We start from the raw sequence: 21,809 nt of genomic DNA on the forward strand, positions 1-21,809 counted from the left end.
GCCTTGGCGAGGCTGCGTTGGCATTGTGTCAGACGCGCCGCAAACGCAGCCTCGCCAAGGCTCGACAGCTGCTACGCGTTATCCTACTGAAGTTGTGTAGATACTTATGGCCATCGGGGGCAAGGCCCCTCCCACAGTCATAAACAGGCATTCAGACCTGCGAAACGATCAACCCTGACCCTGAGGATGCAACAAACCTAACTCACTTTGGAGATCTGCCATGAGCACCAACGTCGACCAGAACAACCGCCCCGACTACGACCAGGTCCTGCAGGACATTGCCGACTATGTCCTCAGTTACCGGATCGACTCCCGGGACGCCCTCGACACCGCCCGTAACTGCCTGATGGACACCCTCGGTTGCGGCCTGCTGGCCCTGCGTTTTCCCGAGTGCACCAACAAGCACCTGGGGCCGATTGTCGAGGGCACGTTGGTGCCGTTTGGCGCGCGGGTGCCGGGGACATCGTTGCGCCTGGACCCGGTCAAGGCGGCCTGGGACATCGGCTGCATCGTGCGCTGGCTCGACTACAACGACACATGGCTCGCTGCCGAATGGGGTCATCCTTCGGATAACCTCGGTGGCATCCTTGCCGTGGCTGATCACCTGTCGCAAAAACGCGTGGCCAATGGCGATGCGCCGCTGACCGTGCGCGCGGTGTTGGAAGCGATGATCATGGCCCACGAAATCCAGGGTGTGATTGCCCTGGAAAACTCGTTCAACCGCGTCGGCCTCGACCATGTGCTGTTGGTGAAAGTCGCCTCCACGGCGGTCACCGCCAAGCTGATGGGCGCCAATCGCGAGCAGCTGCTGTCGGCGCTGTCTCACGCCTTCGTCGATGGCCAGGCCTTGCGCACTTACCGGCATGCGCCGAATGCCGGCTCGCGCAAATCCTGGGCGGCGGGGGATGCGTCGAGTCGCGGCGTACGCCTGGCGGACATCGCCCTGCGCGGCGAAATGGGCATCCCCGGTGTGCTGAGCGCGCCGCAATGGGGCTTCTACGATGTGCTGTTCAGCCACACCAACAATGACCTGGCGCTTAAGCCCGAGGACAAGCGTGCGTTCAGCCTGTCCCAGCCTTATGGCACCTACGTGATGGAAAACGTGCTGTTCAAGGTCAGCTTCCCCGCCGAGTTCCACGCGCAAACCGCCTGTGAAGCCGCGGTGACCTTGCATCCGTTGGTCAAGGATCGCCTGCACGACATCGAGCGCATCGTGATCACCACCCATGAGTCGGCGATTCGCATCATCTCCAAGGTCGGGCCCCTGGCCAACGCCGCCGACCGCGACCATTGCCTGCAATACATGACCGCCGTGCCCCTGGCATTCGGCAACCTGGTGGCCGAGCAGTACGAGGATGAGTTTCACGCGGCGCATCCGATCATCGATGAACTGCGTAACAAGATGGTCATCGTCGAAGACCCGCGCTACAGCCGTGAATACCTGGAAGCCGACAAGCGTTCCATCGCCAATGCGGTGCAGGTGTTCTTCAAGGATGGCTCCAGCACCGAGCAGGTGGCGGTGGAATACCCGATCGGTCATCGCCGTCGTCGAGGGGATGGCATTGCGTTGCTGGAAGACAAGTTCAAGGCCAACCTGGCCACGCGGTTTACCGCGCAGCGCAGTGCCGAGATCTTTGCGTTGTGCAAGGACCAGGCGAAGCTTGAGGCGACGCCGGTCAACCGTTTCATGGACCTGTTCGTGATCTAGCAGGCGACGCAGGACTAAAAATGTGGGAGGGGGCTTGCCCTAATGCCAGTCAGTTAAGAGATAGAACGGGCAAACAGTAACCTGTGGCGAGCGGGCAAGTCGAATCGTCGCACCGCCCCTCCCACACTTTGAATCGTGTTCACTCAAACCGCAGGATCACCCGGCGGTTGTGCTTGCTCTTCTTCTCGATCTTCTCGCAGAACACCCGGCCGATTTCCTCGGTGTTGATCACATGGGTACCGCCGCACGGCTGGATATCGATCCCGCCGATTTCAATCACCCGTACCGAGCCCTGGATCACTGGCGGCGCAACCGCCTGGGTGCGGGTGATCTGCAGCAGGGTGGCGTACTCCGAAGCAGGCATCGACAGGGCTTTGACCTCGTGGGCCTGTTCGATCAGCGCGTTGAGGTCACGGGTGATGCTGTCCTTGTCAAGGGTCATTTCCGGCAGGTCGAAATCCAGGCGACCTTTGTCGGCACTGATGCTGCAACCGGTCACCGGTGCGTCGATGATCGAGCACAGCAGGTGCAGGCAGGTGTGCATTTTCATGTGCTGGTAGCGCCGTTCCCAATCCAGGCCGGCGTCCACCAACACTCCGGCGATCAACTGCTCGGGGCAGTGTTCCACCTGGTGCCAGATGATCGAACGCAGCACCGGGTCGCGCACCGTGCCGGTCACTTCGACCCGCGTACCGTCCGCCAGGGTCAAGTGGCCGGTATCGCCTGGTTGGCCGCCACCCGTGGGGTAGAACAGGGTGTGCTCCAGGGCGATGCCGTGTTCGCTGACGGCAATCACCCGGGCGCTGAAGGCGTTCTGGTAGGGCGCGCTGTCAAACAGCGCCAGGGTTTCCATGGTGTGCACGGACATGTTCAACCTCCGACGATCAGTGGGCTGGCTTGCAGCAGGTGGCGCACCATCGCGCTCAAGCCAGGGGGGGAGAGCAGGGTGATTTCGAATTCCGGCCCGCAGACTTTCAAGTTCAGCGGCAGGCGCGGCAGATGGTTGCCGGACTCGAGGCGATGCAGCCTGAATTGCAGGTGGTGACGCTCCTTCACCGTCGGCTCCAGCATCAAGCCTTGCAACGGGTGAAAGTCTGCGTCCAGCACCGTGACCTTGTGGCTGGCATTAACCTCGCCGACCACGTGCAGGCGCTCATCCAGGGCGAAGGCACCGAGGTAGTTACTGTGGTCCGATTCATCGTTTTTTTGCAGTTGGATCTGGTTCACCACCTTCACCTTGGTGCCGGCGGGTACGTCCTGGGTGATCACACAGGAGGGGCTGATAAACACGTTGTCGCCGATCAGCACATAGCCCAGCACACGGGCGCCGGAGCCGACCTCGACGTTGTTGCCCAGGCGCGGATGGCGCTTGCCGTCGGGGTTGTTGGCGATGCCACGGGCACCCAGGGTCACGCCGCAGAGGATGTAGCAGTCGTTGCCGATCTCGCAGGTTTCGCCGATCACCGTGCCGTAGCCGTGGTCGAGCACAAAGCGCCGGCCGATACGCGCCGCCGGGTGGATTTCGGCCCCGGACAAGACCTTGCCCTGGTTGCTGAGCTTGAGGGCGATGCGTGAAAACACGCCGTTGGTCTGGTCGGGGAAATTCCACACCAGGTGCGCAAGCCGGTAATAGAGCACCGCCTTGAACGAGGCGTAGGACTCCAGGATCAGTTCACCACGCCCACGCGACGCGGGGTCGCGATAGGCATACGCGATCAGGTCTTCGGCCACCGCCTGGGCGGCATTCTGGATCAGCGGCGCGAGGTGCGGCTCCAGCTGCTTCATCTGCATGGGGGTGAGGGTCTTGATGAGCTGGGTGAGCAACTCATCGTGCAACTGTTGCATGTCGATAAAGCCGCCCATGGAGGCACCCCCGCATTCTGGATGGTTGGAAAACCCGTTATTCGAAACTGGGCAGGTAGCTGTCGGCATTGTCGTAGACCATGGTCAACACCACCGTTTCGGGCGGCAATTCGGGGGCGAGCCTGGCGATGGCCACCATGTTGGCGGCGGAGGACAGGCCCAGGCTGATGGCGTCGGTGCGCATGATGCGTTTCATCATGTCGATGCAGTCCTGGCGCGAGACCTTGAGCATGCCGTCGATCACGTCCAGGTTGAGGATGCTCGGGATCAGGCCGATCGACAGGCCCTGGATATGGTGCGGCGCGTGCTGGTTTTTCAGCAGGTCGCATTCTTCCGGCTCCACGCCCATCACGCGCAGGGCGGGCCAGGCGACTTTAAGGGTTTCGCCGATACCGGTGATATGGCCACCGGTGCCGATGCCGCTGACGAAATAGTCAACACGGCGATCACCAAAGGCGCGGAGGATTTCCGGCGCGGTGGTGTCACGGTGGGTCTGCGGGTTAGCGCCGTTGCGTTGCTGGTTGAGCATCACGTAGCTGGGGTTTTCCAGCTGCAGCTCCATGCATTTTTCGCCGTGGGAGTTGTTGCCGAGGCGGCTGTCGGAGAGCACCACCTTGGCGCCGTACAGGCGCAGCAGCTTCTGTTTTTCGGGGCTGTAGTTGTCCGGGATCACCAGCACCACCTTGTAGCCCAGCACGTTGCCGGCCATCACCAGGCCGATGCCGGTATTGCCGCCGCTGGGTTCGATGATGGTTTGCCCGGAATCACGGATCAGCACGCCGCGCCGTTCGGCATCGAGGATCATGCCCAGGGCGATGCGCGCCTTGTGGCTGCCGCCAGGGTTGAGGGATTCGAGCTTGGCGTAGACCTCGATGCCGAGGTCTTCGGAAAACTGCGCCAGGCGGACGATCGGTGTGTGGCCGATGACGTCGAGGATCGAGTTATGCAACATCGGTCAGCCCCCGGATCAGTACAACGGCATGTCGGGTTCGACGTCGCGAACCCAGTGTTTCATGCCACCTTGCAGGACTTTGGTGTTGGCGAAGCCCGCCGCCAGCAGGGTGCTGGCCGCTTGCTCGGCGCGGGTGCCGGCGTAGCAGATCAGGTAATGGGTGTTGTCGCGGCTGAGGCGACCGAGTTGGCCATCCAGCTCGGCCAGGGGGATATGCACCACCCCCGGTAATTTGCACACCTCCAGTTCACTGGCGTCGCGCACATCCAGCAGCACGTCGGCACTGCTGTGGTGTTCGAGTACCTGCTTGAGTACGCGTGGCTTGATGTAGCGCTCTTCGGCCAGGGACGGTTGGCTGGGCATGGCATCTGCGCATACGGTCGGCGCCTGGATTTCACTGTGGCGCAGGTCGGAGCAGCACGGGCAGTCGGTGCGGCGCTTGAAGCGGATTTCGCTGAACTTCATGGCCAGCGCATCGAAACGCATCAACCGGCCGGAAAGGGGCTCGCCAATGCCGATCAACAGTTTGATGGCCTCGGTGGCCTGGATCATCCCGACCACCCCAGGAAGCACGCCGATCACCCCTCCGGCGCTGCAATTGGGCGCCAGCTCTGCGGGCGGTGCGCTGGGGAACAGGCAGCGGTAGCACGGCCCGCCTTTGTAATTGAGCACGCTGATCTGCCCGTCGAAGCGGTAGATGGCGCCGTACACCAAAGGTTTGCCCAATTGCACGCAAGCGTCGTTGACCAGGTAGCGGGTGTCGAAATTATCGGTGCCGTCGATCACCAGGTCGTAGGCGCCCACCAGTTCCAGGGCGTTATCGGCGTTCAGGGCGGTGTTGTGGGCGTTGATCTGGATATGGCGGTTGAGGTCCTGCAAGCGCTGTTTGGCGGACTCGACCTTGGGCATGCCCAGGGTGCTGTTGCCGTGGACGACCTGGCGTTGCAGGTTGCTGCTTTCCACCACATCGAAATCCACCAGCCCCAGGGTGCCGACACCGGCCGCCGCCAGGTACAGGCTGATGGGTGAGCCCAGGCCGCCGGTACCGATGATCAATACCTTGGCCTTCTTGAGGTTCAGCTGGCCTTCGCGGCCGACGCCGGGCAGGGTGATATGGCGCACATAACGTTGCACTTCCTCGTTGCTGAGGCCATCGACGTCCATCCCTCCGGACGTGGCAAGCAATACTTCGATCCTGGCTTTTTCCGGCAGCCGGTCATCGGCATCGATCAGCTCTTCCTCGGCGGTGAACAGGAAGTGTTCCTTGAGCTGGTTGTTCTTTTCGTGAAACAGGTGGGGGCGCAACTGCGGGTGGCTGCTGCAGAGGTTTTCAATGACTTCGCGCAATGTCGATCCGGCGCCCACGAGGGTCGATTCCGGCAGCTTGGCCACGCGAACCAGAATGTCGGGGAAAGAGACAGCGTTCATGGACAACTCCGTGTGCAGGTCGTTGAAGGGGTTAAGGGCGAAATGCTTGCCATCCCAGGCAAACAGCTTGGAGCCCAGGGCCTGGCCCTGGCGAACGTCGACCACCAAGTAGCTGACGGGGTAGATCGGCTCGCCCATGAACAGGGCCTTGTCCTGGTCTTCATCGCTGAAATAGGCGCCGACATCCGGGTGGGAGTGGTAGATCACCACCACCGGGTTGTCGCTGCGAAACGCCTTGTTCATCAGCAGGGTGTCGGCCACCGAGAAGGTGTAGCCATTGGCCGCGCTGCGCGGGTACATCTCGGGGTTCTTGCGGTGCAGTTCGTTCTGGATGTTGCTGCCCAGGTACACGCAGCCGTCAGCGAAGACAAAGCCGCAGCATTCCTCGGGGTAGCTGCGGCTGGCGTGGGCGTAGATCTGTTCCAGGGCTTTTGGGCGGAGGACGTCCATGTTTCTCTCGCGTTGATGGAAGGTCAATTTTTCTTGGCCAGGAGTTTTTCAACGGGCAACTTGGTGATCGCAAAGCCGGCCAGCAGGATGGCCGAATACAGCATCAGGTCGCGGGAAATCGCCACGCCTTCGTACCAGGCTCCGATGATCACCGCGAACACCGGAAAGATGATGAACACGAACGACAGGATGATCGGGCTCAAGCGCTTGAGCAGCATGAAATACACGATGAACCCTCCCACCGAAGCCACCAGCCCCAGGTAGAACAGTGCGCTCCAGGACCGCAGGGTGATGTTTTCGAAGGTCGGCGTTTCAAACCACAACCCGGCCACGAACAGCATCAGCCCGGCAATGCCGATGGGCAGGGTGTTGTAGGTGATCACGCTGATGGCACTGCCTTTTTGCTTGGTAATGACGTAGCACAAGGCATGCATGATCGCGGCAGTCAGGATCGCCAGCACCCCGAAGAACTCGGCGTGGTCCAGGTGCAGGCCCTGGCTCCTGATGATCATGTAGAGGCTGCCGAAGCCGATACCGATGCCGACCACCTGGGAAAAGTAGATGCGCTCGCGCAGGAACAACGCGGAGAAAATCAGGATAAACACCGGCATGCAACTGAACAGCAGGGCGGTGAGGCCGGATGACACATGCATCTCGCCGTAGTTGAGCAGGTAGTAGGGCACGCTGAAGTAGGACAGGGTCACGAACACGAAGAACCAGCGGCTCTCACGGGGAAACAGGATGGGCTCGCGGCGCACCATGGCGAAACACAGGAACAGCGGGAAGGCGATCAGGAAGCGCAGGCCGGCGGACGTCAGCGGCGGCACGCTCTCCACGGCGATCTTGATCCCCAGCCAGGTGGTGCCCCAGCTCAGGCACACGATCAGGAACATCACACTGGTCACCAGCCCGGCCAACCACTGTTTTTGCGTTTTGGTTTTGGCGGTGTTTTCGAGAACGGCTGACATTGGCATCGTTTATTGCTTCCCTGAGCCTGAATTGAACTCTATATTGAACTTGTAATGAGTTATGAAATTCGGCGATTGAACCCGTAAAAGCACACTATTAGGGCGAAAGATGGCTGTCAAAACAAATATTGACATGGTGTCAATTATGCGTGAGGGCTTGTCCAACGGGCAGGGCGTGAAGTACAAGCGCCTGTCCGATGTCATGGAACGGGGCATCCTCGAAGGCTTGATTGAGCCGGGACGAAAACTGCCGCCTCATCGGGTGCTTTCCGACAATCTGGGGGTGACCATCGGCACCATCAGCCGCGCCTACGGTGAGCTGGAGCGCCTGGGGTTGGTGGTGGCGCGCGTCGGTGACGGCACGTTCGTACGCAAGCGTGGGATGGAGCGCCAGCGTGATGAAGGCTTTCGTAACTTCAGTGAGGAGCCGCGCCAGTACTTCGACATGAGCCGCAACATGCATATCCCGGGTCAGGAAACCACCTTCCTGGCACAGAGCTTCCAAACCCTTGCGACTAACGCCAAGTTCCTCCAGGACATCAGCGCCTACACCCCGGACGCCGGCCTGCCGCGTTATCGCGACGCGGGCGCGCAGTGGCTGGTGCAGCGTGATTTTCATCCAATTCCCGAGCAGGTGATCTGCGTCAACGGCGGCCAGCATGGCCTGCTCTGCGCGATGATGGCCCTGCTGCGCGCCGGCGATACGGTGGTCACCGAGCAACTGACTTACCCTGGGCTGATCACCGCCGCGCGCATGCTGGGTATCCGCTTGATCGGCCTGGAGATGGACGAAGAAGGGGTGCTGCCGAGCGCGCTGGATGAGGTCTGTCGTAATCACCGGATTTCAGCGTTGTATTGCACGCCGACCATCCAGAACCCGACCACGGCGGTGTTATCGGTGGCGCGCCGCGAAGCACTGGTGAAGGTGTGCCGGGAACATAATCTGCTGATTCTTGAGGACGAAGCCCACGGCGTATTAGTTGAAGACCGTCCGCCGCCCCTCAGCCATTTCGCCCCCGAACGTACGATATTGATCAGCAGCCTGAGCAAGGCTGTGTCTGCCGGGCTGCGTGTGGGCTATGTGCATGCGCCCCCGGCGCTGGTCAGTCGAATCTCGGCGGCCTTGCGCTCCACCTGCTGGATGGCTACGCCAGTGACGCTGGAACTGGCGACCCAGTGGATCGAAAACGGTACGGCGGAATACCTGCTGCGCCAGCAGATCAACGAGATCAGCCGGCGCAAAGCCCTCGTGCAGGATTTGTTGGCGGGCCTGGCGTATCGCACCCATCTGAACAGCCCGCACTTTTGGATCGAAGTGCCGGAGCCCTGGCGCGCGTCGGAAATCGAGGCGGAGCTCAAGCAGAATAATTACCTGATCGCCACCGCCGAGGCGTTTGCCGTGGGGCAGACGGCGGTGCCGCAGTTTATCCGGGCGAGCATTTGCAATACGTCGGGCGATGATCAGTTGTTGCGGGCGGGGTTTGATGCGTTGGCGACGGCGTTGGGGCAGGGCGGGGGCAGGTTCCACCTGTAGATTTGAATGTACGCCGACCCAAATGTGGGAGGGGGCCTGCCCCTCCCTCAGGTTATTTGAAGCGCCGCTCCACACCTTTCTCCACCAGAATCTTCGCCGAAATCTCTTCCACCGAAAAATGCGTGGAATTGATGTGCGCAATATTCTCGCGACGGAACAGATTTTCTACTTCGCGCACTTCGAATTCGCACTGGGCATAGCTGGAGTAGCGGCTGTTGGGCTTGCGCTCGTTGCGGATGGCGGTGAGGCGGTCCGGGTCGATGGTCAGGCCGAACAGCTTGTGCGAATGGGCGCGCAGGGCCGCAGGCAACGTCAGGTGCTCCATGTCGTCTTCGGTCAGCGGGTAATTGGCCGCACGGATGCCGAATTGCATGGCCATGTACAAACAGGTGGGCGTTTTGCCGCAGCGCGACACGCCGACCAGGATCAGGTCGGCCTTGTCGTAGTAATGGGTGCGGGCGCCGTCGTCGTTGTCGAGGGCGAAGTTCACCGCCTCGATACGCTCCATATAATTGGAGTTATGCCCAATGGAATGGGACTTTCCGACCGAATAGGAGGAGTGTTCGCTCAACTCCTGTTCCAGCGGCGCCAGGAACGTCGAGAAAATGTCGATCATGAAACCATTCGACGTTGCGAGAATCTCACGGATGTCTTGATTGACGATGGTGTCGAAAATGATCGGCCGAAAGCCGTCTTTTTCAGCGGCCAGATTGATTTGTTGTACCATGGCCCGCGCTTTATCCACGCTGTCGATATAGGGCCGCGTGAATTTGGCGAAGGTAATGTTTTCGAACTGCGCGAGCAGGCTCTGACCCAGGGTTTCGGCCGTGATGCCGGTGCCATCGGAGATAAAGAAAGCAGATCGTTTCATTTGAGCCCTGGGCCTTAAGCTGATGACGAATCTTGGATATGATAGGCGCGATTTTGCCGTCCCATAGTGGGCTGCATTCTCACTTATTTTCCAGGTCCAGGCCACAAACGCGGGTAATCGCTCCTACGAGCAGCCAGCGTCCTGAGCTTTTCCAACACAGTTAGTGGAGAGATCACCTTGGTAGAGTACGTAGTTTCCCTCGATAAGCTCGGCGTCCATGATGTAGAGCACGTAGGGGGCAAGAACGCATCCCTCGGCGAGATGATCAGTAATCTTGCAGGCGCTGGTGTGTCGGTGCCCGGTGGTTTCGCCACCACGGCCCAGGCTTACCGCGATTTCCTCGAACTGAGCGGCCTCAACGCTCAGATCCACGCCGCGCTGGATGCCCTGGACGTCGATGATGTCAATGCCCTGGCCAAGACCGGTGCCCAGATCCGCCAATGGATCATGGAAGCCGAGTTCCCCGAGAAGCTCAACGAAGAAATCCGCAGCGCCTTCGCCACATTGTCGGCGGGCAACCCTGACATGGCCGTTGCCGTGCGCTCATCGGCCACCGCCGAAGACTTGCCGGATGCTTCTTTCGCGGGTCAGCAAGAGACCTTCCTGAACATCCGTGGCGTGGAAAACGTGATCCGCGCAGCCAAGGAAGTATTTGCCTCGCTGTTCAATGACCGCGCCATTTCCTACCGTGTGCACCAGGGTTTCGACCACAAGCTGGTGGCCCTGTCTGCCGGTGTGCAGCGCATGGTGCGTTCGGAAACCGGCACCGCCGGCGTGATGTTCACCCTCGACACCGAGTCGGGCTTCCGTGACGTGGTGTTTATCACCGGCGCCTACGGCCTGGGCGAAACCGTTGTACAAGGCGCGGTCAACCCGGACGAATTCTACGTACACAAGCACACCCTTGAAGCCGGCCGCCCGGCCATCCTGCGCCGCAACCTGGGCAGCAAGGCCATCAAGATGATCTACGGCGACGAGGCCAAGGCCGGTCGTTCGGTGAAAACCGTGGATGTCGACAAGGCCGAGCGCTCGCGTTTCTGCCTGAGCGACGCGGAAGTCAGCGAATTGGCCAAGCAAGCGATGATCATCGAAAAGCACTACAAGTGCCCGATGGACATCGAATGGGCCAAGGACGGTGACGACGGCAAGCTGTACATCGTGCAGGCGCGTCCGGAAACCGTGAAAAGCCGTACCTCGGCCAACGTCATGGAACGCTACCTGCTCAAGGAAACCGGCACCGTGCTGGTGGAAGGCCGTGCCATCGGCCAGCGCATCGGCGCCGGCAAGGTGCGGATTATCAAGGACGTGTCCGAGATGGACAAAGTCCAGCCCGGTGACGTGCTGGTTTCCGACATGACCGATCCGGACTGGGAACCGGTGATGAAGCGTGCCAGCGCCATCGTCACCAACCGTGGCGGGCGCACCTGCCACGCGGCGATCATCGCCCGTGAGCTGGGGATCCCGGCAGTGGTCGGTTGCGGCAACGCCACCCAACTGCTCAAGGACGGCCAGGGCGTGACTGTGTCCTGTGCCGAAGGCGATACCGGCTTCATCTTTGAAGGCGAACTGGGCTTCGACATCAAGCAAAACTCCATCGACGCCATGCCCGACCTGCCGTTCAAGATTATGATGAACGTCGGCAACCCGGACCGTGCCTTCGACTTCGCGCAGTTGCCGAACGCCGGTGTGGGCCTGGCCCGCCTGGAGTTCATCATCAACCGCATGATCGGCGTGCACCCCAAGGCCCTGTTGAACTACGACGGCCTGCCGCCGGACATCAAGGAAAGCGTGGACAAGCGCATCGCCGGCTACAACGACCCGGTGGGCTTCTACGTCGAGAAGCTGGTGGAAGGCATCAGCACCCTGGCGGCGGCGTTCTACCCGAAAAAGGTCATCGTGCGCCTGTCGGACTTCAAGTCCAATGAATACGCCAACCTGATCGGCGGCAAGCTCTACGAGCCGGAAGAAGAAAACCCGATGCTGGGCTTCCGTGGCGCCTCGCGTTACATCAGCGAAGCGTTCCGTGACTGCTTCGAGCTCGAATGCCGCGCCCTCAAGCGTGTGCGCAACGAGATGGGCCTGACCAACGTCGAGATCATGGTGCCGTTCGTACGTACCCTGGGCGAGGCGAGCCAAGTGGTCGACCTGTTGGCCGAAAACGGCCTGTCCCGAGGCGAAAACGGCCTGCGCGTGATCATGATGTGCGAACTGCCATCCAACGCCATCCTCGCCGAAGAGTTCCTGGAGTTCTTCGACGGTTTCTCTATCGGTTCCAACGACCTGACCCAGCTGACCCTGGGCCTGGACCGCGATTCCGGGATCATCGCTCACCTGTTCGACGAGCGTAACCCTGCGGTCAAGAAGCTGCTGGCCAACGCCATCCAGGCGTGCAATAAGGCCGGCAAGTACATCGGTATCTGCGGCCAAGGCCCTTCCGATCACCCGGACCTGGCCAAATGGCTGATGGAGCAGGGTATTGAAAGCGTCTCGCTGAACCCCGATTCCGTGCTGGAAACCTGGTTCTTCCTGGCGGAAGGCCAAGCGTCCGCCTAAGGTCGTTATGTCAAAAGTGCCGGTCACTCGTCGAGGGTGACCGGCATTCTTATCTGTGCAGGGCGGAACTCCTTCCGGACGCCGCCCTTTTTTGTGCAAGAGCATTATGCAAAGCAGCAGCAACCTGTTTCCCGTCGCCCTGATCAGCGCTGAACGTCGTGGCGACCTGAGTGAAGATGTGTACCGCCTCAAGCCCGGTAACAGCCCCGACGGTACCGTCGAGCTGGCCGTTACCCGTTTGGGCCTGGCCGATGTCCCGGAAAACCGGGGCATCCCGGTTATTTTGTTGCACGGCAGTTTTTCCAACCGGCGTTTCTGGTACTCGCCCAAGGGTATCGGCCTGGGCGCTTACCTGGCACGCCAGGGGTTCGATGTGTGGATCCCGGAAATGCGTGGTCATGGGCTGTCCCGGCGCAATCAGGACTACGCCCGCAACCGCGTCGCTGACTACGCGCGTTACGATTTGCCGGCCATTGGCGCGTTTGTGCGTGAGCAAAGTGCGCAGATTCCCCATTGGATTGGTCATTCTCTCGGCGGCACTACCCTGGCGGCGGCCCTGGGTGGGCAGCACCTTGGTGCGCCGGCGGTGGCCTCGGTGGCGCTGTTTGGCTGTCAGGTCAGTCGCAGCCACTGGCCATTGAAACTTCCGCCGGTGGAGTGGACCGGCCGTCTGCTTTTAAAGCGCTTCGGCGAAGTGTCCGGCTCGCGGCTCAAGCGGGGCCCGGAGGACGAACCGGCGGGTGTGCTGATCGAAGCCATGCGCTGGAATGGCCTGTTCGGTCGCTTTGGCGAAGGTAAGCGGGATTGGTGGAAAGGCTTGGCGGACGTCGACGTGCCGCTGTTGGCCGTCAGCGCGGCGGGCGATCAGCAAGATCCGGACTGGGCTTGCCGCAAGCTGTTCGAGCAGATTGGCTCCGAGCACCGTCAATACCTGTGCCTGGGGCGTCAGCAAGGGTTTACCGGTGATTTCGGACATGTGGAAATGCTGGTCAGCAAAGCCGCCCAGGCTGAGGTCTGGCCGCTGGTTGAGCAATGGTTAAACGATCCGTTGACACCTTTGTTGGGTGCCAAGCCTGAGGCATTAGTCGTAGTTTGACCCAAGGCTCTGCCAAGGGCGTTTCGCTCGTGTGTGGTTGCGGCTAATATATGACGCGTTAAACGCTTCTGGTCATATTCAGTCGCGCAGTGGTTATTGCGTTGCGCCGAAGCGGATGGGATGTTGCGCACCGGCTCCGGCCGGTGCTTCTTTCGAAAGACACTTCTTTGACGGAAAGGAATTTTTCAATGAACCATTACGTGACCCCCGACCTGTGCGACGCCTACCCGGACCTGGTGCAGGTGGTCGAACCGATGTTCAGCAACTTCGGCGGCCGAGATTCCTTTGGCGGCGAGATTGTCACCATCAAATGCTTCGAAGATAACTCCCTCGTCAAGGAGCAGGCCGACCAGCCGGGCGCCGGCAAGGTGCTGGTGGTCGATGGGGGTGGTTCCCTGCGCCGCGCACTGCTGGGCGACATGATCGCCGAGAAAGCCGCGAAAAATGGTTGGGAGGGGTTGGTGATCTATGGCTGCATCCGTGACGTCGATGTGATCGCCCAGACCGATCTAGGGGTCCAGGCGCTGGCCAGTCATCCGATGAAAACCGATAAGCGCGGCATCGGCGACCTGAACGTCGTGGTGACATTTGCGGGTGTAACGTTCCGCCCAGGTGAGTACATCTATGCCGACAATAATGGCGTAATCGTCTCGCCAAGCCCGCTGCAAATGCCTGAATAAACTGCAATAACCAACAGGGGTGAGGATGTTCGAGGAAGAAAACGCGCAGTGGGGGCTGGTGCATGCCCTGGTGCTTGATGGTAAAGGCGGTGCGCGTTCGATTGCCCGGACTGAGCTCGACGAGTTGCAACTGCAGCCCCAGGAAAGCCTGTGGCTGCATTGGGATCGCAGCCATCCCCAAACCCAGACCTGGCTGCGCAAGTCCAGCGGTTTGAGCGAATTCGCCTGTGACCTGCTGCTGGAGGAAAACACCCGCCCACGCCTGTTACCGCTGCCGGATGCCGAGTTGCTGCTGTTTCTGCGCGGGGTCAACCTCAATCCGGGGGCCGAGCCGGAGGACATGGTCTCGGTGCGTATCTTCGCTGCCGCCAGCCGCGTGATTTCCCTGCGTCTGCGCCCGCTGCGCGCCACCGATGAGTTGCTGGTGCAGTTGGCGGATGGCAAGGGGCCGAAAACCGCGTCGGAGCTCATCCTTTATATGGCTCAGTACCTGACCAACAAGGTCCAGGATCTGGTCACGGATTTGTCGGAAATCGTCGATGCAGAGGAAGAAAAACTCGATACCGACGAACGGTACACTCCTGAACATGGCAGTGTTTTGCAGATCCGTCGCCGAGCGGCCGGGCTCAAGCGTTTCCTGTCGCCGCAGCGGGATATTTTTGCCCAGCTCACGCGGATAAAATTGCCGTGGTTCTGTGACGACGATGCCGACTACTGGAACGAATTGAACAATAGCCTGACCCGCTACCTGGAGGAGCTCGAATTGACCCGGGAGCGCGTGGGGCTTGTGCTTGAGGCCGAAGACCGGCGCTTGAGCGTGCGCATGAACCGCACCATGTACCGCTTCGGGATCATCACGGGGATCTTTCTGCCGATGAGTTTCCTGACCGGCTTGCTGGGTATAAATGTGGGTGGCATACCATTCTCCGCCAGCCCCTACGGATTCGTGATTGCATGCCTGTTGATGGTATCGGTGGCGCTCGGACAATGGTGGCTGTTTCGACGATTGCGCTGGGTTTGAGCTGAATATGAGCTGAACGTAGGAAGGGTCCTATGTGACCCCAGGAATTTTACCCTCGTCTTTTAAAACACTTGCGAGAGGTCTTTATGCACGATCCGTTCGAACAGTCTTTGCGTGACATGCTCAATGCCTCGCCGTCCAACCGCGATGACGATGCCTGCCTGGGCCGCGTGTTGAAAACCGCTAACCGTCAGGTGGGCGCGGGTGACCTGTTCGGTCTGCTCGGCCGCTGGATGCCGGCGTTGATGATGGCCCTGAACAACGGTTCGGCCCACGTATCGCCCGTTTCCCGTCGTAAACCTCTTGCTCGCACTGCTGATAAGGCTGATTGAATATGGAACTTGATCTCTGGACCCAGAGCCTGGTCACCGCGATGACCGCATTGTGGACCAAGGTGGCGAATTTCATTCCCAACCTGTTTGGTGCCCTGGTACTGGTGTTGCTGGGCTTTGTCGTGGCCAAGCTGCTCGACACCCTGCTGTCCAAATTGCTCGCAAAACTGGGCCTCGACCGCCTGATGGCCGGCACTGGCCTGACCAAGTTGCTGGGCCGGGCAGGGTTGCAAGTACCGATTTCCACGTTGATCGGCAAGATCGTTTATTGGTTCGTTTTGCTGATTTTTCTGGTTTCTGCGGCTCAATCCCTTGGACTTGAGCGAGTTTCAGCTACGCTCGACATGCTGGCGCTGTATCTGCCGAAGGTTTTCGGTGGCGCACTGGTGCTTCTCGTAGGCGTGTTGCTTGCACAACTGGCCAATGGGCTGGTGCGCGGCGCCGCTGAAGGTGTGGGATTGGATTATGCCGCTGGCCTGGGTCGAATCGCCCAGGGGCTGGTGATCATCATCAGTATTTCGGTCGCGATCAGCCAGTTGGAGGTCAAGACTGACCTGCTCAACCACGTGATTGTGATCGTTTTGATTACCGTTGGTCTGGCCGTTGCGCTGGCCATGGGCTTGGGAAGCCGGGAAATTGCCGGCCAGATTCTTGCGGGAATCTATGTGCGTGAGTTGTATCAAGTTGGGCAGCAGGTGCGTGTGGGCGAGGTCGAAGGGCAAATCGAGGAGATCGGCACAGTCAAGACTACGGTGCTGACCGATGACGGCGACCTGGTGTCGTTGTCCAATCGGATTCTCCTCGAGCAGCAGGTCAGTAGCCGCTAATCCGGCAAACCCTGCTAATGTACGCCGCCGCAAACCCGGCTGACCGGGCTGTAGCGGACATTGACCTGACTGTCGGCACGACTTGTTTTGAATAAAGCCCAAACGCTGTCCACGCGCTATGACCCCCGTGAGCTCTCTGATGAGGAGTTGGTCGCGCGCGCGCACACGGAGCTGTTTCACATAACTCGCGCGTATGAAGAATTGATGCGCAGGTATCAACGCACTCTGTTCAACGTTTGTTCAAGGTATTTAGGGAACGATAGAGATGCGGATGATGTCTGTCAGGAAGTGATGCTCAAGGTGTTGTATGGCCTGAAGAACTTCGAGGGCAAATCGAAGTTCAAGACATGGCTCTACAGCATCACCTACAACGAGTGCATCACGCAGTATCGGAAGGAACGGCGAAAGCGTCGCTTGATGGACGCTTTGAGTCTCGACCCCCTTGAGGAGGCGTCTGAAGAAAAGGCGCCGGCACCCGAGGATAAGGGCGGACTTGATCGCTGGCTGGTGTATGTGAACCCGATTGACCGGGAAATTCTGGTGCTACGATTTGTCGCAGAGCTGGAATTCCAGGAAATCGCTGACATCATGCACATGGGTTTGAGTGCTACAAAAATGCGTTACAAACGTGCTCTTGATAAATTACGTGAGAAATTTGCGGGCGAGACTGAAACTTAGTGCGTGGCAAATATCTCTTACGTGTAGGCAAGTTCTGTTAGACTTGTCGCCGAGTTGTCCCCCGGTTTGTGGGACTGCTTTACAATCACCAGATGGGGATTTAACGGATGAAACTGAAAAACACCTTGGGCTTGGCCATTGGTACTCTTATTGCCGCTACTTCTTTCGGCGCGCTGGCACAAGGCCAAGGCGCAGTTGAAGGCGAGCTGTTCTACAAAAAGCAGTTCAACGATAGCGTTAAGCACATCGAAGACGGCTACAATCCTGGCGCTCGCATCGGTTACTTCCTGACCGACGACCTGTCCTTGAACCTGTCGTACGACAAAACCAACCACACCCGTTCGAACGACGGTACTGGCAACCAGAAGATCAAAGGTGATACCGGCAGCCTGACTGCTCAGTACCACTTCGGTCAGGCTGGCGTTGACAGCCTGCGTCCATACGTAGAAGGCGGTTTCGGTCACCAGAGCCGTACCAACGTACTGGCTGACGGCCACAGCGGTCGCGATCAGACCACTCAAGCCATCGTTGGTACCGGTGTTAAGTACTACTTCACCAACAACCTGTACGCTCGTGCCGGTGTTGAAGCTGACTACGGTCTGGACAACGGCAAGTGGGACTACTCCGCACTGGTCGGCCTGGGCGTGAACTTCGGCGGTAACGCTGGCGCAGTTGCTCCAGCTCCTACCCCAGCACCAGCTCCAGAGCCAACTCCAGAGCCAGAAGCTCCAGTTGCCCAGGTTGTTCGTGTTGAGCTGGACGTGAAGTTCGACTTCGACAAGGCCGTTGTTAAGCCTAACAGCTACGGCGACGTGAAAAACCTGGCCGACTTCATGGCTCAGTACCCAGCTACCAACGTAGAAGTTGCTGGTCACACTGACTCCGTAGGTCCAGACGCTTACAACCAGAAGCTGTCCCAGCGTCGTGCTGACGCTGTTAAGCAAGTCCTGGTTAAAGACGGCGTGGCTCCTAGCCGTGTAACTGCTGTAGGTTACGGCGAATCCCGCCCAGTTGCTGACAACGCAACTGAAGCTGGTCGTGCTGTTAACCGTCGCGTAGAAGCGTCGGTTGAAGCTCAAGCTCAGTAATTACTGAGTGGTAGAAAAAAGCCCGGCTCAGGCCGGGCTTTTTTTCGCCTGCTGTTTGCCTCAGGCGCTGGCCGCCGAGGCTATGCAGGCGGCCTGTTCGGTGGCGGCAACGGCGCCGATCACCAGGATTGCAGGGCTCTTCAAGGCAAATGCCTGGGCGTCTTCGTGCATCCGCGACAGCTCACTGCGGCATTCGCGCTGTTGGGGCAGTGATGCGTTTTCGATCATCGCCACCGGCATATCGGCCGCCATCCCACCTTCCAGCAATTGCTGGCGAATCTCTTCCAGCTTGGCCACTCCCATATACACCACCAATGTCGTGCCGCCTTCCGCCAGCGCGCGCCAATTAAGGCTGCTGTCGTCCTGGGTATGGGCCGTGACCAGGGTCACTCCGCGGCTGACACCGCGCAACGTCAGTGGAATCGCGCAATTTGTCGCGCCCGCTAACCCAGCGGTAATACCGTTGACCAGTTCAACCTCGACGCCACGTTCACGCAGCCACATCGCCTCTTCGCCACCGCGCCCGAAAATGCACGGGTCGCCACCCTTGAGCCGCACCACGCACTTGCCTTGGCGGGCGTAACGCAGCATCAGGCGGTGGATAAAGTCCTGCGGGGTCGAGCGGCAGCCGCCGCGCTTGCCGACCGTGATCACTCGCGCCTCGGCGCAATGCTCCAGCACCGCCGGGTTGACCAAGTCATCGATCAGTACCACATCGGCTTCGTGCAGGGCCCGTACAGCCTTGAGGGTCAACAGCTCCGGATCGCCAGGGCCCGCGCCCACCAGCCAGACTTTTGCGTTCATGGGGTTTTCCTCGTCTAGAGCCGACGTCAGTTGTGAAGGAGTGAATACAGAAGAATCAGATTGATCAGCATCGAGACCAGGCCCAGGGTGCGCCAGACCTTCAACGGTTCGCGCTCCAGCAGGGGCCTGGGGCGGATGCTCAGTTCCTGGCGGTCAGCCTGTTCCAGCACCAGCAGCCATTCCTCGGCGGTTTCGTAGCGATGCGCCGGTTGTGCGGCCACGGCCCGTTCAAGGCTCAGGGGGAGCCAATCCGGGAGATCCGGACGATAGCGACTGGCGCTGACCGCCTGGGTAAATCGAGGCCGTTGGAAGGCTTCGATTTCCCCGTAGGGGTAATGCCCGGTCAGCAGGTAGTACAAGGTGACACCTACGCTGTATAAATCCTGCTGGGCTGTCGGACGGTCGCCATTGAACGCTTCGGGCGCGATAAAGCTCGGGGTGCCAGGCAGTACATGGGCACGGTCCTCTGAAAGACCGGGGCAGTACGCCAGACCGAAATCAAGTACGCGCAATTCACCGTCGTCCCCCAGCAGCAGGTTTTCCGGCTTGATGTCGCGGTGCAGGATCTGTCGCCGATGCAGCATGCCCACTGCGCGCAGCAAACGCTCGGCTACGGACTGCCATTGCGCCAGGGGCAAGGGGCCCTGGTGCTGGAACAGCTCGGCCAGGGTTTGCCCTGGGTATTCACGCATCACGTAGTACAAATGTTGACGCCCGCTGGCGGCATGCACTTCAGGAAATGCACGGCCGGCTACCCGCCGCAAGAACCACTCTTCCGACAGCAATGCCTGGCCGGCGTCGCTGTCGTCGTCGCGGCTCAGTGGCAGGGTTTTCAGCAGCCAGGGTTGCTGTTGGGCGTCGCGCACCCGGTACAGCAATGACTGCCTGCTTTGCGCCAGCACGCTGTCCACCTGCCAGCCTTCGAAGCGTTGCCCGGATTTCAGCAGCGGGGGCAAGGGCCATTGCTGCAACTGCACCAGGGCGTCGCCGAGCGTGGCGGCGCCGAGTGTGTCGACGCGCACCAGCAAGGCGCTGGCATTGTCCTGGCTGCCCGCCAGGTGTGCGGCATTGACCAGCGTGGTCACCGCCAGGTCCAGGTCGGTTTGTTCGCGCAGGATCGCGCTGATGCTGTGATCGCCCAGCGTGGCCCAGACGCCATCGCTGAGCAGCAGGAAGCACTCACCTTGGCGCAATTGGCCGTCGAGAAAGTCCAGCACCAGGTGCTGATCCAGGCCAAGGGCACGCTTAAGCACGTGCTGCATGCCCGGTTGTTCCCACACATGGTCTTCGCTGATGCGCTGCAATTCACCGTCCAGCCAGCGATACGCCCGGCAATCACCGACATGGGCCAGGGTGAAGCGCTGACCGCGAAAGACCAAGGCACTGAGGGTGGTCAGCAACGGCTGGCCGCCGCCATTGGCCTGCAACCAGCGATTTTGCGCCAGCAGCAAACGCTCCAATGCCTGCGCCACCCCCCAGGTTTGCGGCGTGGCGTAGTAATCCAGGGCCAGGGCTTGCAAGGTCGAGCGTGCCGCCAGGCCGCCGTCGGCGCACTGGCTTACACCGTCGGCCATGGCGCACAGGTAGCCTTTGCTCGCCGCCAGTTCCGCTGCGGGGGTGACGACCCGCAGCGCATCCTGGTTTTCCGCCCGTGGGCCGATGGCGCTGGCATGGGCGACGCTCAGTTGCAGGCTCATCAGACGCGCGCAGCGGTCACTGCCGCCGAACCCCAGGTGGTTCTCCAACGACGCTTGACGCCATGCAGGCCGAACCAGGCCAGGACGCCCAGGCTGGCGAACAGCCACAGGGCCAGTTGATAGCTGCCGGTGCTCTGCTTGATTGCGCCCATGCCCGCGGCCAGGGCGAAACCGCCGATGCCGCCGGCCATGCCGATCAGGCCGGTCATCACGCCGATCTCACGACGGAAGCGCTGTGGCACCAGCTGGAATACGGCGCCATTGCCCGCGCCCAGACCGAGCATGGTGCAAACGAAGAGCGCCAGCGCCGCATAGGAATTCGGCAGGTTGAAACCCACTGCCGCAATGCAGATCGCCGCGACACTGTACATGCCGAGCAGGGTGCGGATCCCGCCGAAACGGTCAGCCAGGGCGCCGCCCAGTGGGCGCATCAGGCTGCCACCGAACACGCAGGCGGCGGTGTAGTAGCCGGCAGTCATGGGGCTCAGGCCGTATTGGTCGTTGAAATAGCCGGGCAGGGCGCTGGCCAGGCCGATAAAGCCGCCGAAGGTTACGCTGTAGAAAAACATGAACCACCAGCTGTCGCGGTCGCCCAGGGCCTTGAAGTAATCGGCCATGGACTTGGCTTTCGGCCGCTCGGGCGCATTGCGTGCCAGCCAGGCGAAGACGATCAGGGTCAGGATCAGCGGAATCAGTGCAAAGCCGAATACATTACTCCAACCAAACGCCGCCGCCAGCACAGGGGCCAGCAGGGCCGCGAACACCGTGCCCGAGTTGCCGGCACCGGCGATGCCCATCGCCTTGCCCTGGTGTTCGGCCGGGTACCACTGGGACGCCAGCGGCAGCGCCACTGCAAAGGATGCGCCGGCCATGCCGAGGAACAGCCCCAGCAACAAGGCTTGTTCGTAGCTGTGAATCCCCAGCTTCCAGGCGCCGAACAATGCGACGATCACAATCACCTGGCCAATCAGCCCGGCGGTCTTGGGCGACAGCTTGTCCGCCAGCATGCCCATCAGGAAGCGCAGCACCGCGCCGGCCAGGATCGGCGTCGCTACCATCAGGCCGCGTTGCTGGGTGGTCAGGTGCAGGTCGGCGGCGATCTGCACCGCCAGGGGACCCAACAAATACCAGACCATGAAGCTCAGGTCGAAATACAGGAACGCGGCAAACAGGGTCGGGGTGTGCCCGGATTTCCAGAAGCTTGATTTCATCACGCACCTCAACGGTTGGGAGTCTTGTAAGAAGGCCTGGTGATGGAA

At 60.4% G+C, this 21,809-nt stretch carries 19 protein-coding genes; 10 read left to right on the forward strand and 9 right to left on the reverse strand.

The window, feature by feature from the left end; translation table 11 throughout:
• The first annotated feature begins 220 nt into the window (after positions 1–220).
• Positions 221–1,708, forward strand: coding sequence for a 2-methylcitrate dehydratase (prpD, locus tag AB1462_RS27390; protein ID WP_367248466.1), 1,488 nt, complete (start codon positions 221–223; stop codon positions 1,706–1,708).
• A 139-nt stretch (positions 1,709–1,847) separates the two neighbouring features.
• Here prpD and AB1462_RS27395 read toward each other — a convergent pair whose 3' ends face one another.
• From AB1462_RS27395 to AB1462_RS27415, 5 genes are read right to left on the reverse strand one after another with little or no spacing between them, the layout of a single operon-like run.
• Positions 1,848–2,576, reverse strand: a complete 729-nt coding sequence (locus tag AB1462_RS27395; protein ID WP_367248468.1) for an alanyl-tRNA editing protein — start codon at positions 2,574–2,576, stop codon at positions 1,848–1,850.
• A 2-nt stretch (positions 2,577–2,578) separates the two neighbouring features.
• A complete protein-coding gene (locus tag AB1462_RS27400) occupies positions 2,579–3,571 on the reverse strand; it encodes a serine O-acetyltransferase (RefSeq protein ID WP_259193745.1) in 993 nt (330 codons plus the stop codon).
• Positions 3,572–3,608: 37 nt separating this feature from the next.
• Positions 3,609–4,523 (reverse strand): PLP-dependent cysteine synthase family protein, encoded by a 915-nt coding sequence (locus tag AB1462_RS27405; protein ID WP_090400349.1) that lies wholly within the window; start codon positions 4,521–4,523, stop codon positions 3,609–3,611.
• Positions 4,524–4,538: 15 nt separating this feature from the next.
• A complete protein-coding gene (gene moeB, locus AB1462_RS27410; protein ID WP_367248470.1) occupies positions 4,539–6,401 on the reverse strand; it encodes a molybdopterin-synthase adenylyltransferase MoeB in 1,863 nt (620 codons plus the stop codon).
• Between the two features lie 23 nt (positions 6,402–6,424).
• On the reverse strand, positions 6,425–7,318 hold the full coding sequence (locus AB1462_RS27415) for an EamA family transporter (protein WP_167361139.1): 894 nt from the start codon (positions 7,316–7,318) through the stop codon (positions 6,425–6,427).
• A 160-nt stretch (positions 7,319–7,478) separates the two neighbouring features.
• On the opposite strand from AB1462_RS27415, the gene AB1462_RS27420 reads away from it, so the two are divergent.
• Positions 7,479–8,903, forward strand: a complete 1,425-nt coding sequence (locus AB1462_RS27420) for a PLP-dependent aminotransferase family protein (RefSeq protein ID WP_367248472.1) — start codon at positions 7,479–7,481, stop codon at positions 8,901–8,903.
• Between the two features lie 52 nt (positions 8,904–8,955).
• Here AB1462_RS27420 and AB1462_RS27425 read toward each other — a convergent pair whose 3' ends face one another.
• On the reverse strand, positions 8,956–9,774 hold the full coding sequence (locus tag AB1462_RS27425; RefSeq protein WP_003193298.1) for a pyruvate, water dikinase regulatory protein: 819 nt from the start codon (positions 9,772–9,774) through the stop codon (positions 8,956–8,958).
• 177 nt (positions 9,775–9,951) lie between these two features.
• On the opposite strand from AB1462_RS27425, the gene ppsA reads away from it, so the two are divergent.
• The 8 genes from ppsA to AB1462_RS27465 all read left to right on the forward strand — a co-directional run bounded on the left by ppsA (position 9,952) and on the right by AB1462_RS27465 (position 18,049).
• On the forward strand, positions 9,952–12,327 hold the full coding sequence (gene ppsA / locus AB1462_RS27430) for a phosphoenolpyruvate synthase (RefSeq protein ID WP_090400342.1): 2,376 nt from the start codon (positions 9,952–9,954) through the stop codon (positions 12,325–12,327).
• A gap of 106 nt (positions 12,328–12,433) precedes the next feature.
• Positions 12,434–13,423 carry an alpha/beta fold hydrolase gene (locus tag AB1462_RS27435; protein ID WP_090400341.1) on the forward strand — a complete coding sequence of 330 codons (990 nt, stop codon included), beginning with the start codon at positions 12,434–12,436 and terminating at the stop codon, positions 13,421–13,423.
• Positions 13,424–13,611: 188 nt separating this feature from the next.
• The gene (gene rraA / locus AB1462_RS27440) at positions 13,612–14,103 is read left to right on the forward strand and encodes a ribonuclease E activity regulator RraA (protein ID WP_027603684.1); all 492 of its coding nucleotides are present in this window, start codon (positions 13,612–13,614) and stop codon (positions 14,101–14,103) included.
• 25 nt (positions 14,104–14,128) lie between these two features.
• Complete coding sequence (locus AB1462_RS27445) at positions 14,129–15,124, forward strand: zinc transporter ZntB (protein WP_090400339.1); 996 nt, start codon at positions 14,129–14,131, stop codon at positions 15,122–15,124.
• Positions 15,125–15,210: 86 nt separating this feature from the next.
• A complete protein-coding gene (locus AB1462_RS27450) occupies positions 15,211–15,456 on the forward strand; it encodes a hypothetical protein (protein ID WP_015885347.1) in 246 nt (81 codons plus the stop codon).
• Positions 15,457–15,458: 2 nt separating this feature from the next.
• A complete protein-coding gene (locus AB1462_RS27455) occupies positions 15,459–16,283 on the forward strand; it encodes a mechanosensitive ion channel domain-containing protein (RefSeq protein WP_003175519.1) in 825 nt (274 codons plus the stop codon).
• An 87-nt stretch (positions 16,284–16,370) separates the two neighbouring features.
• Positions 16,371–16,961 carry an RNA polymerase sigma factor SigX gene (gene sigX, locus AB1462_RS27460; RefSeq protein ID WP_057009210.1) on the forward strand — a complete coding sequence of 197 codons (591 nt, stop codon included), beginning with the start codon at positions 16,371–16,373 and terminating at the stop codon, positions 16,959–16,961.
• 107 nt (positions 16,962–17,068) lie between these two features.
• Positions 17,069–18,049, forward strand: a complete 981-nt coding sequence (locus tag AB1462_RS27465; protein WP_090400337.1) for an OmpA family protein — start codon at positions 17,069–17,071, stop codon at positions 18,047–18,049.
• 60 nt (positions 18,050–18,109) lie between these two features.
• Here the strand turns inward: AB1462_RS27465 and cobA are convergent, their stop codons facing one another.
• From cobA to AB1462_RS27480, 3 genes are read right to left on the reverse strand one after another with little or no spacing between them, the layout of a single operon-like run.
• A complete protein-coding gene (gene cobA / locus AB1462_RS27470; protein WP_259193739.1) occupies positions 18,110–18,853 on the reverse strand; it encodes a uroporphyrinogen-III C-methyltransferase in 744 nt (247 codons plus the stop codon).
• 26 nt (positions 18,854–18,879) lie between these two features.
• Complete coding sequence (locus AB1462_RS27475; protein WP_090409768.1) at positions 18,880–20,550, reverse strand: bifunctional protein-serine/threonine kinase/phosphatase; 1,671 nt, start codon at positions 20,548–20,550, stop codon at positions 18,880–18,882.
• Positions 20,550–21,761: a NarK/NasA family nitrate transporter gene (locus AB1462_RS27480; protein ID WP_090400334.1), complete on the reverse strand. Its 1,212-nt coding sequence runs from the start codon at positions 21,759–21,761 to the stop codon at positions 20,550–20,552. Before AB1462_RS27480 ends, AB1462_RS27475 begins: the two co-directional genes overlap by 1 nt.
• Positions 21,762–21,809 lie beyond the last annotated feature (48 nt).

The sequence above is a fragment of the Pseudomonas sp. SB113 genome (genome assembly GCF_040754745.1).
Taxonomy (GTDB): domain Bacteria; phylum Pseudomonadota; class Gammaproteobacteria; order Pseudomonadales; family Pseudomonadaceae; genus Aquipseudomonas; species Aquipseudomonas grimontii.

Bases quoted from the DNA above. Each gene is read 5' to 3' on its own strand.
- prpD (WP_367248466.1), top strand. From the start codon at position 221: ATGAGCACCAACGTCGACCAGAACAACCGCCCCGACTACGACCAGGTC.
- AB1462_RS27395 (WP_367248468.1), bottom strand. From the start codon at position 2,576: ATGTCCGTGCACACCATGGAAACCCTGGCGCTGTTTGACAGCGCGCCC.
- AB1462_RS27400 (WP_259193745.1), bottom strand. From the start codon at position 3,571: ATGGGCGGCTTTATCGACATGCAACAGTTGCACGATGAGTTGCTCACC.
- AB1462_RS27405 (WP_090400349.1), bottom strand. From the start codon at position 4,523: ATGTTGCATAACTCGATCCTCGACGTCATCGGCCACACACCGATCGTC.
- moeB (WP_367248470.1), bottom strand. From the start codon at position 6,401: ATGGACGTCCTCCGCCCAAAAGCCCTGGAACAGATCTACGCCCACGCC.
- AB1462_RS27420 (WP_367248472.1), top strand. From the start codon at position 7,479: ATGGCTGTCAAAACAAATATTGACATGGTGTCAATTATGCGTGAGGGC.
- AB1462_RS27425 (WP_003193298.1), bottom strand. From the start codon at position 9,774: ATGAAACGATCTGCTTTCTTTATCTCCGATGGCACCGGCATCACGGCC.
- AB1462_RS27435 (WP_090400341.1), top strand. From the start codon at position 12,434: ATGCAAAGCAGCAGCAACCTGTTTCCCGTCGCCCTGATCAGCGCTGAA.
- rraA (WP_027603684.1), top strand. From the start codon at position 13,612: ATGAACCATTACGTGACCCCCGACCTGTGCGACGCCTACCCGGACCTG.
- AB1462_RS27445 (WP_090400339.1), top strand. From the start codon at position 14,129: ATGTTCGAGGAAGAAAACGCGCAGTGGGGGCTGGTGCATGCCCTGGTG.
- AB1462_RS27450 (WP_015885347.1), top strand. From the start codon at position 15,211: ATGCACGATCCGTTCGAACAGTCTTTGCGTGACATGCTCAATGCCTCG.
- AB1462_RS27455 (WP_003175519.1), top strand. From the start codon at position 15,459: ATGGAACTTGATCTCTGGACCCAGAGCCTGGTCACCGCGATGACCGCA.
- AB1462_RS27465 (WP_090400337.1), top strand. From the start codon at position 17,069: ATGAAACTGAAAAACACCTTGGGCTTGGCCATTGGTACTCTTATTGCC.
- cobA (WP_259193739.1), bottom strand. From the start codon at position 18,853: ATGAACGCAAAAGTCTGGCTGGTGGGCGCGGGCCCTGGCGATCCGGAG.
- AB1462_RS27475 (WP_090409768.1), bottom strand. From the start codon at position 20,550: ATGAGCCTGCAACTGAGCGTCGCCCATGCCAGCGCCATCGGCCCACGG.
- AB1462_RS27480 (WP_090400334.1), bottom strand. From the start codon at position 21,761: ATGAAATCAAGCTTCTGGAAATCCGGGCACACCCCGACCCTGTTTGCC.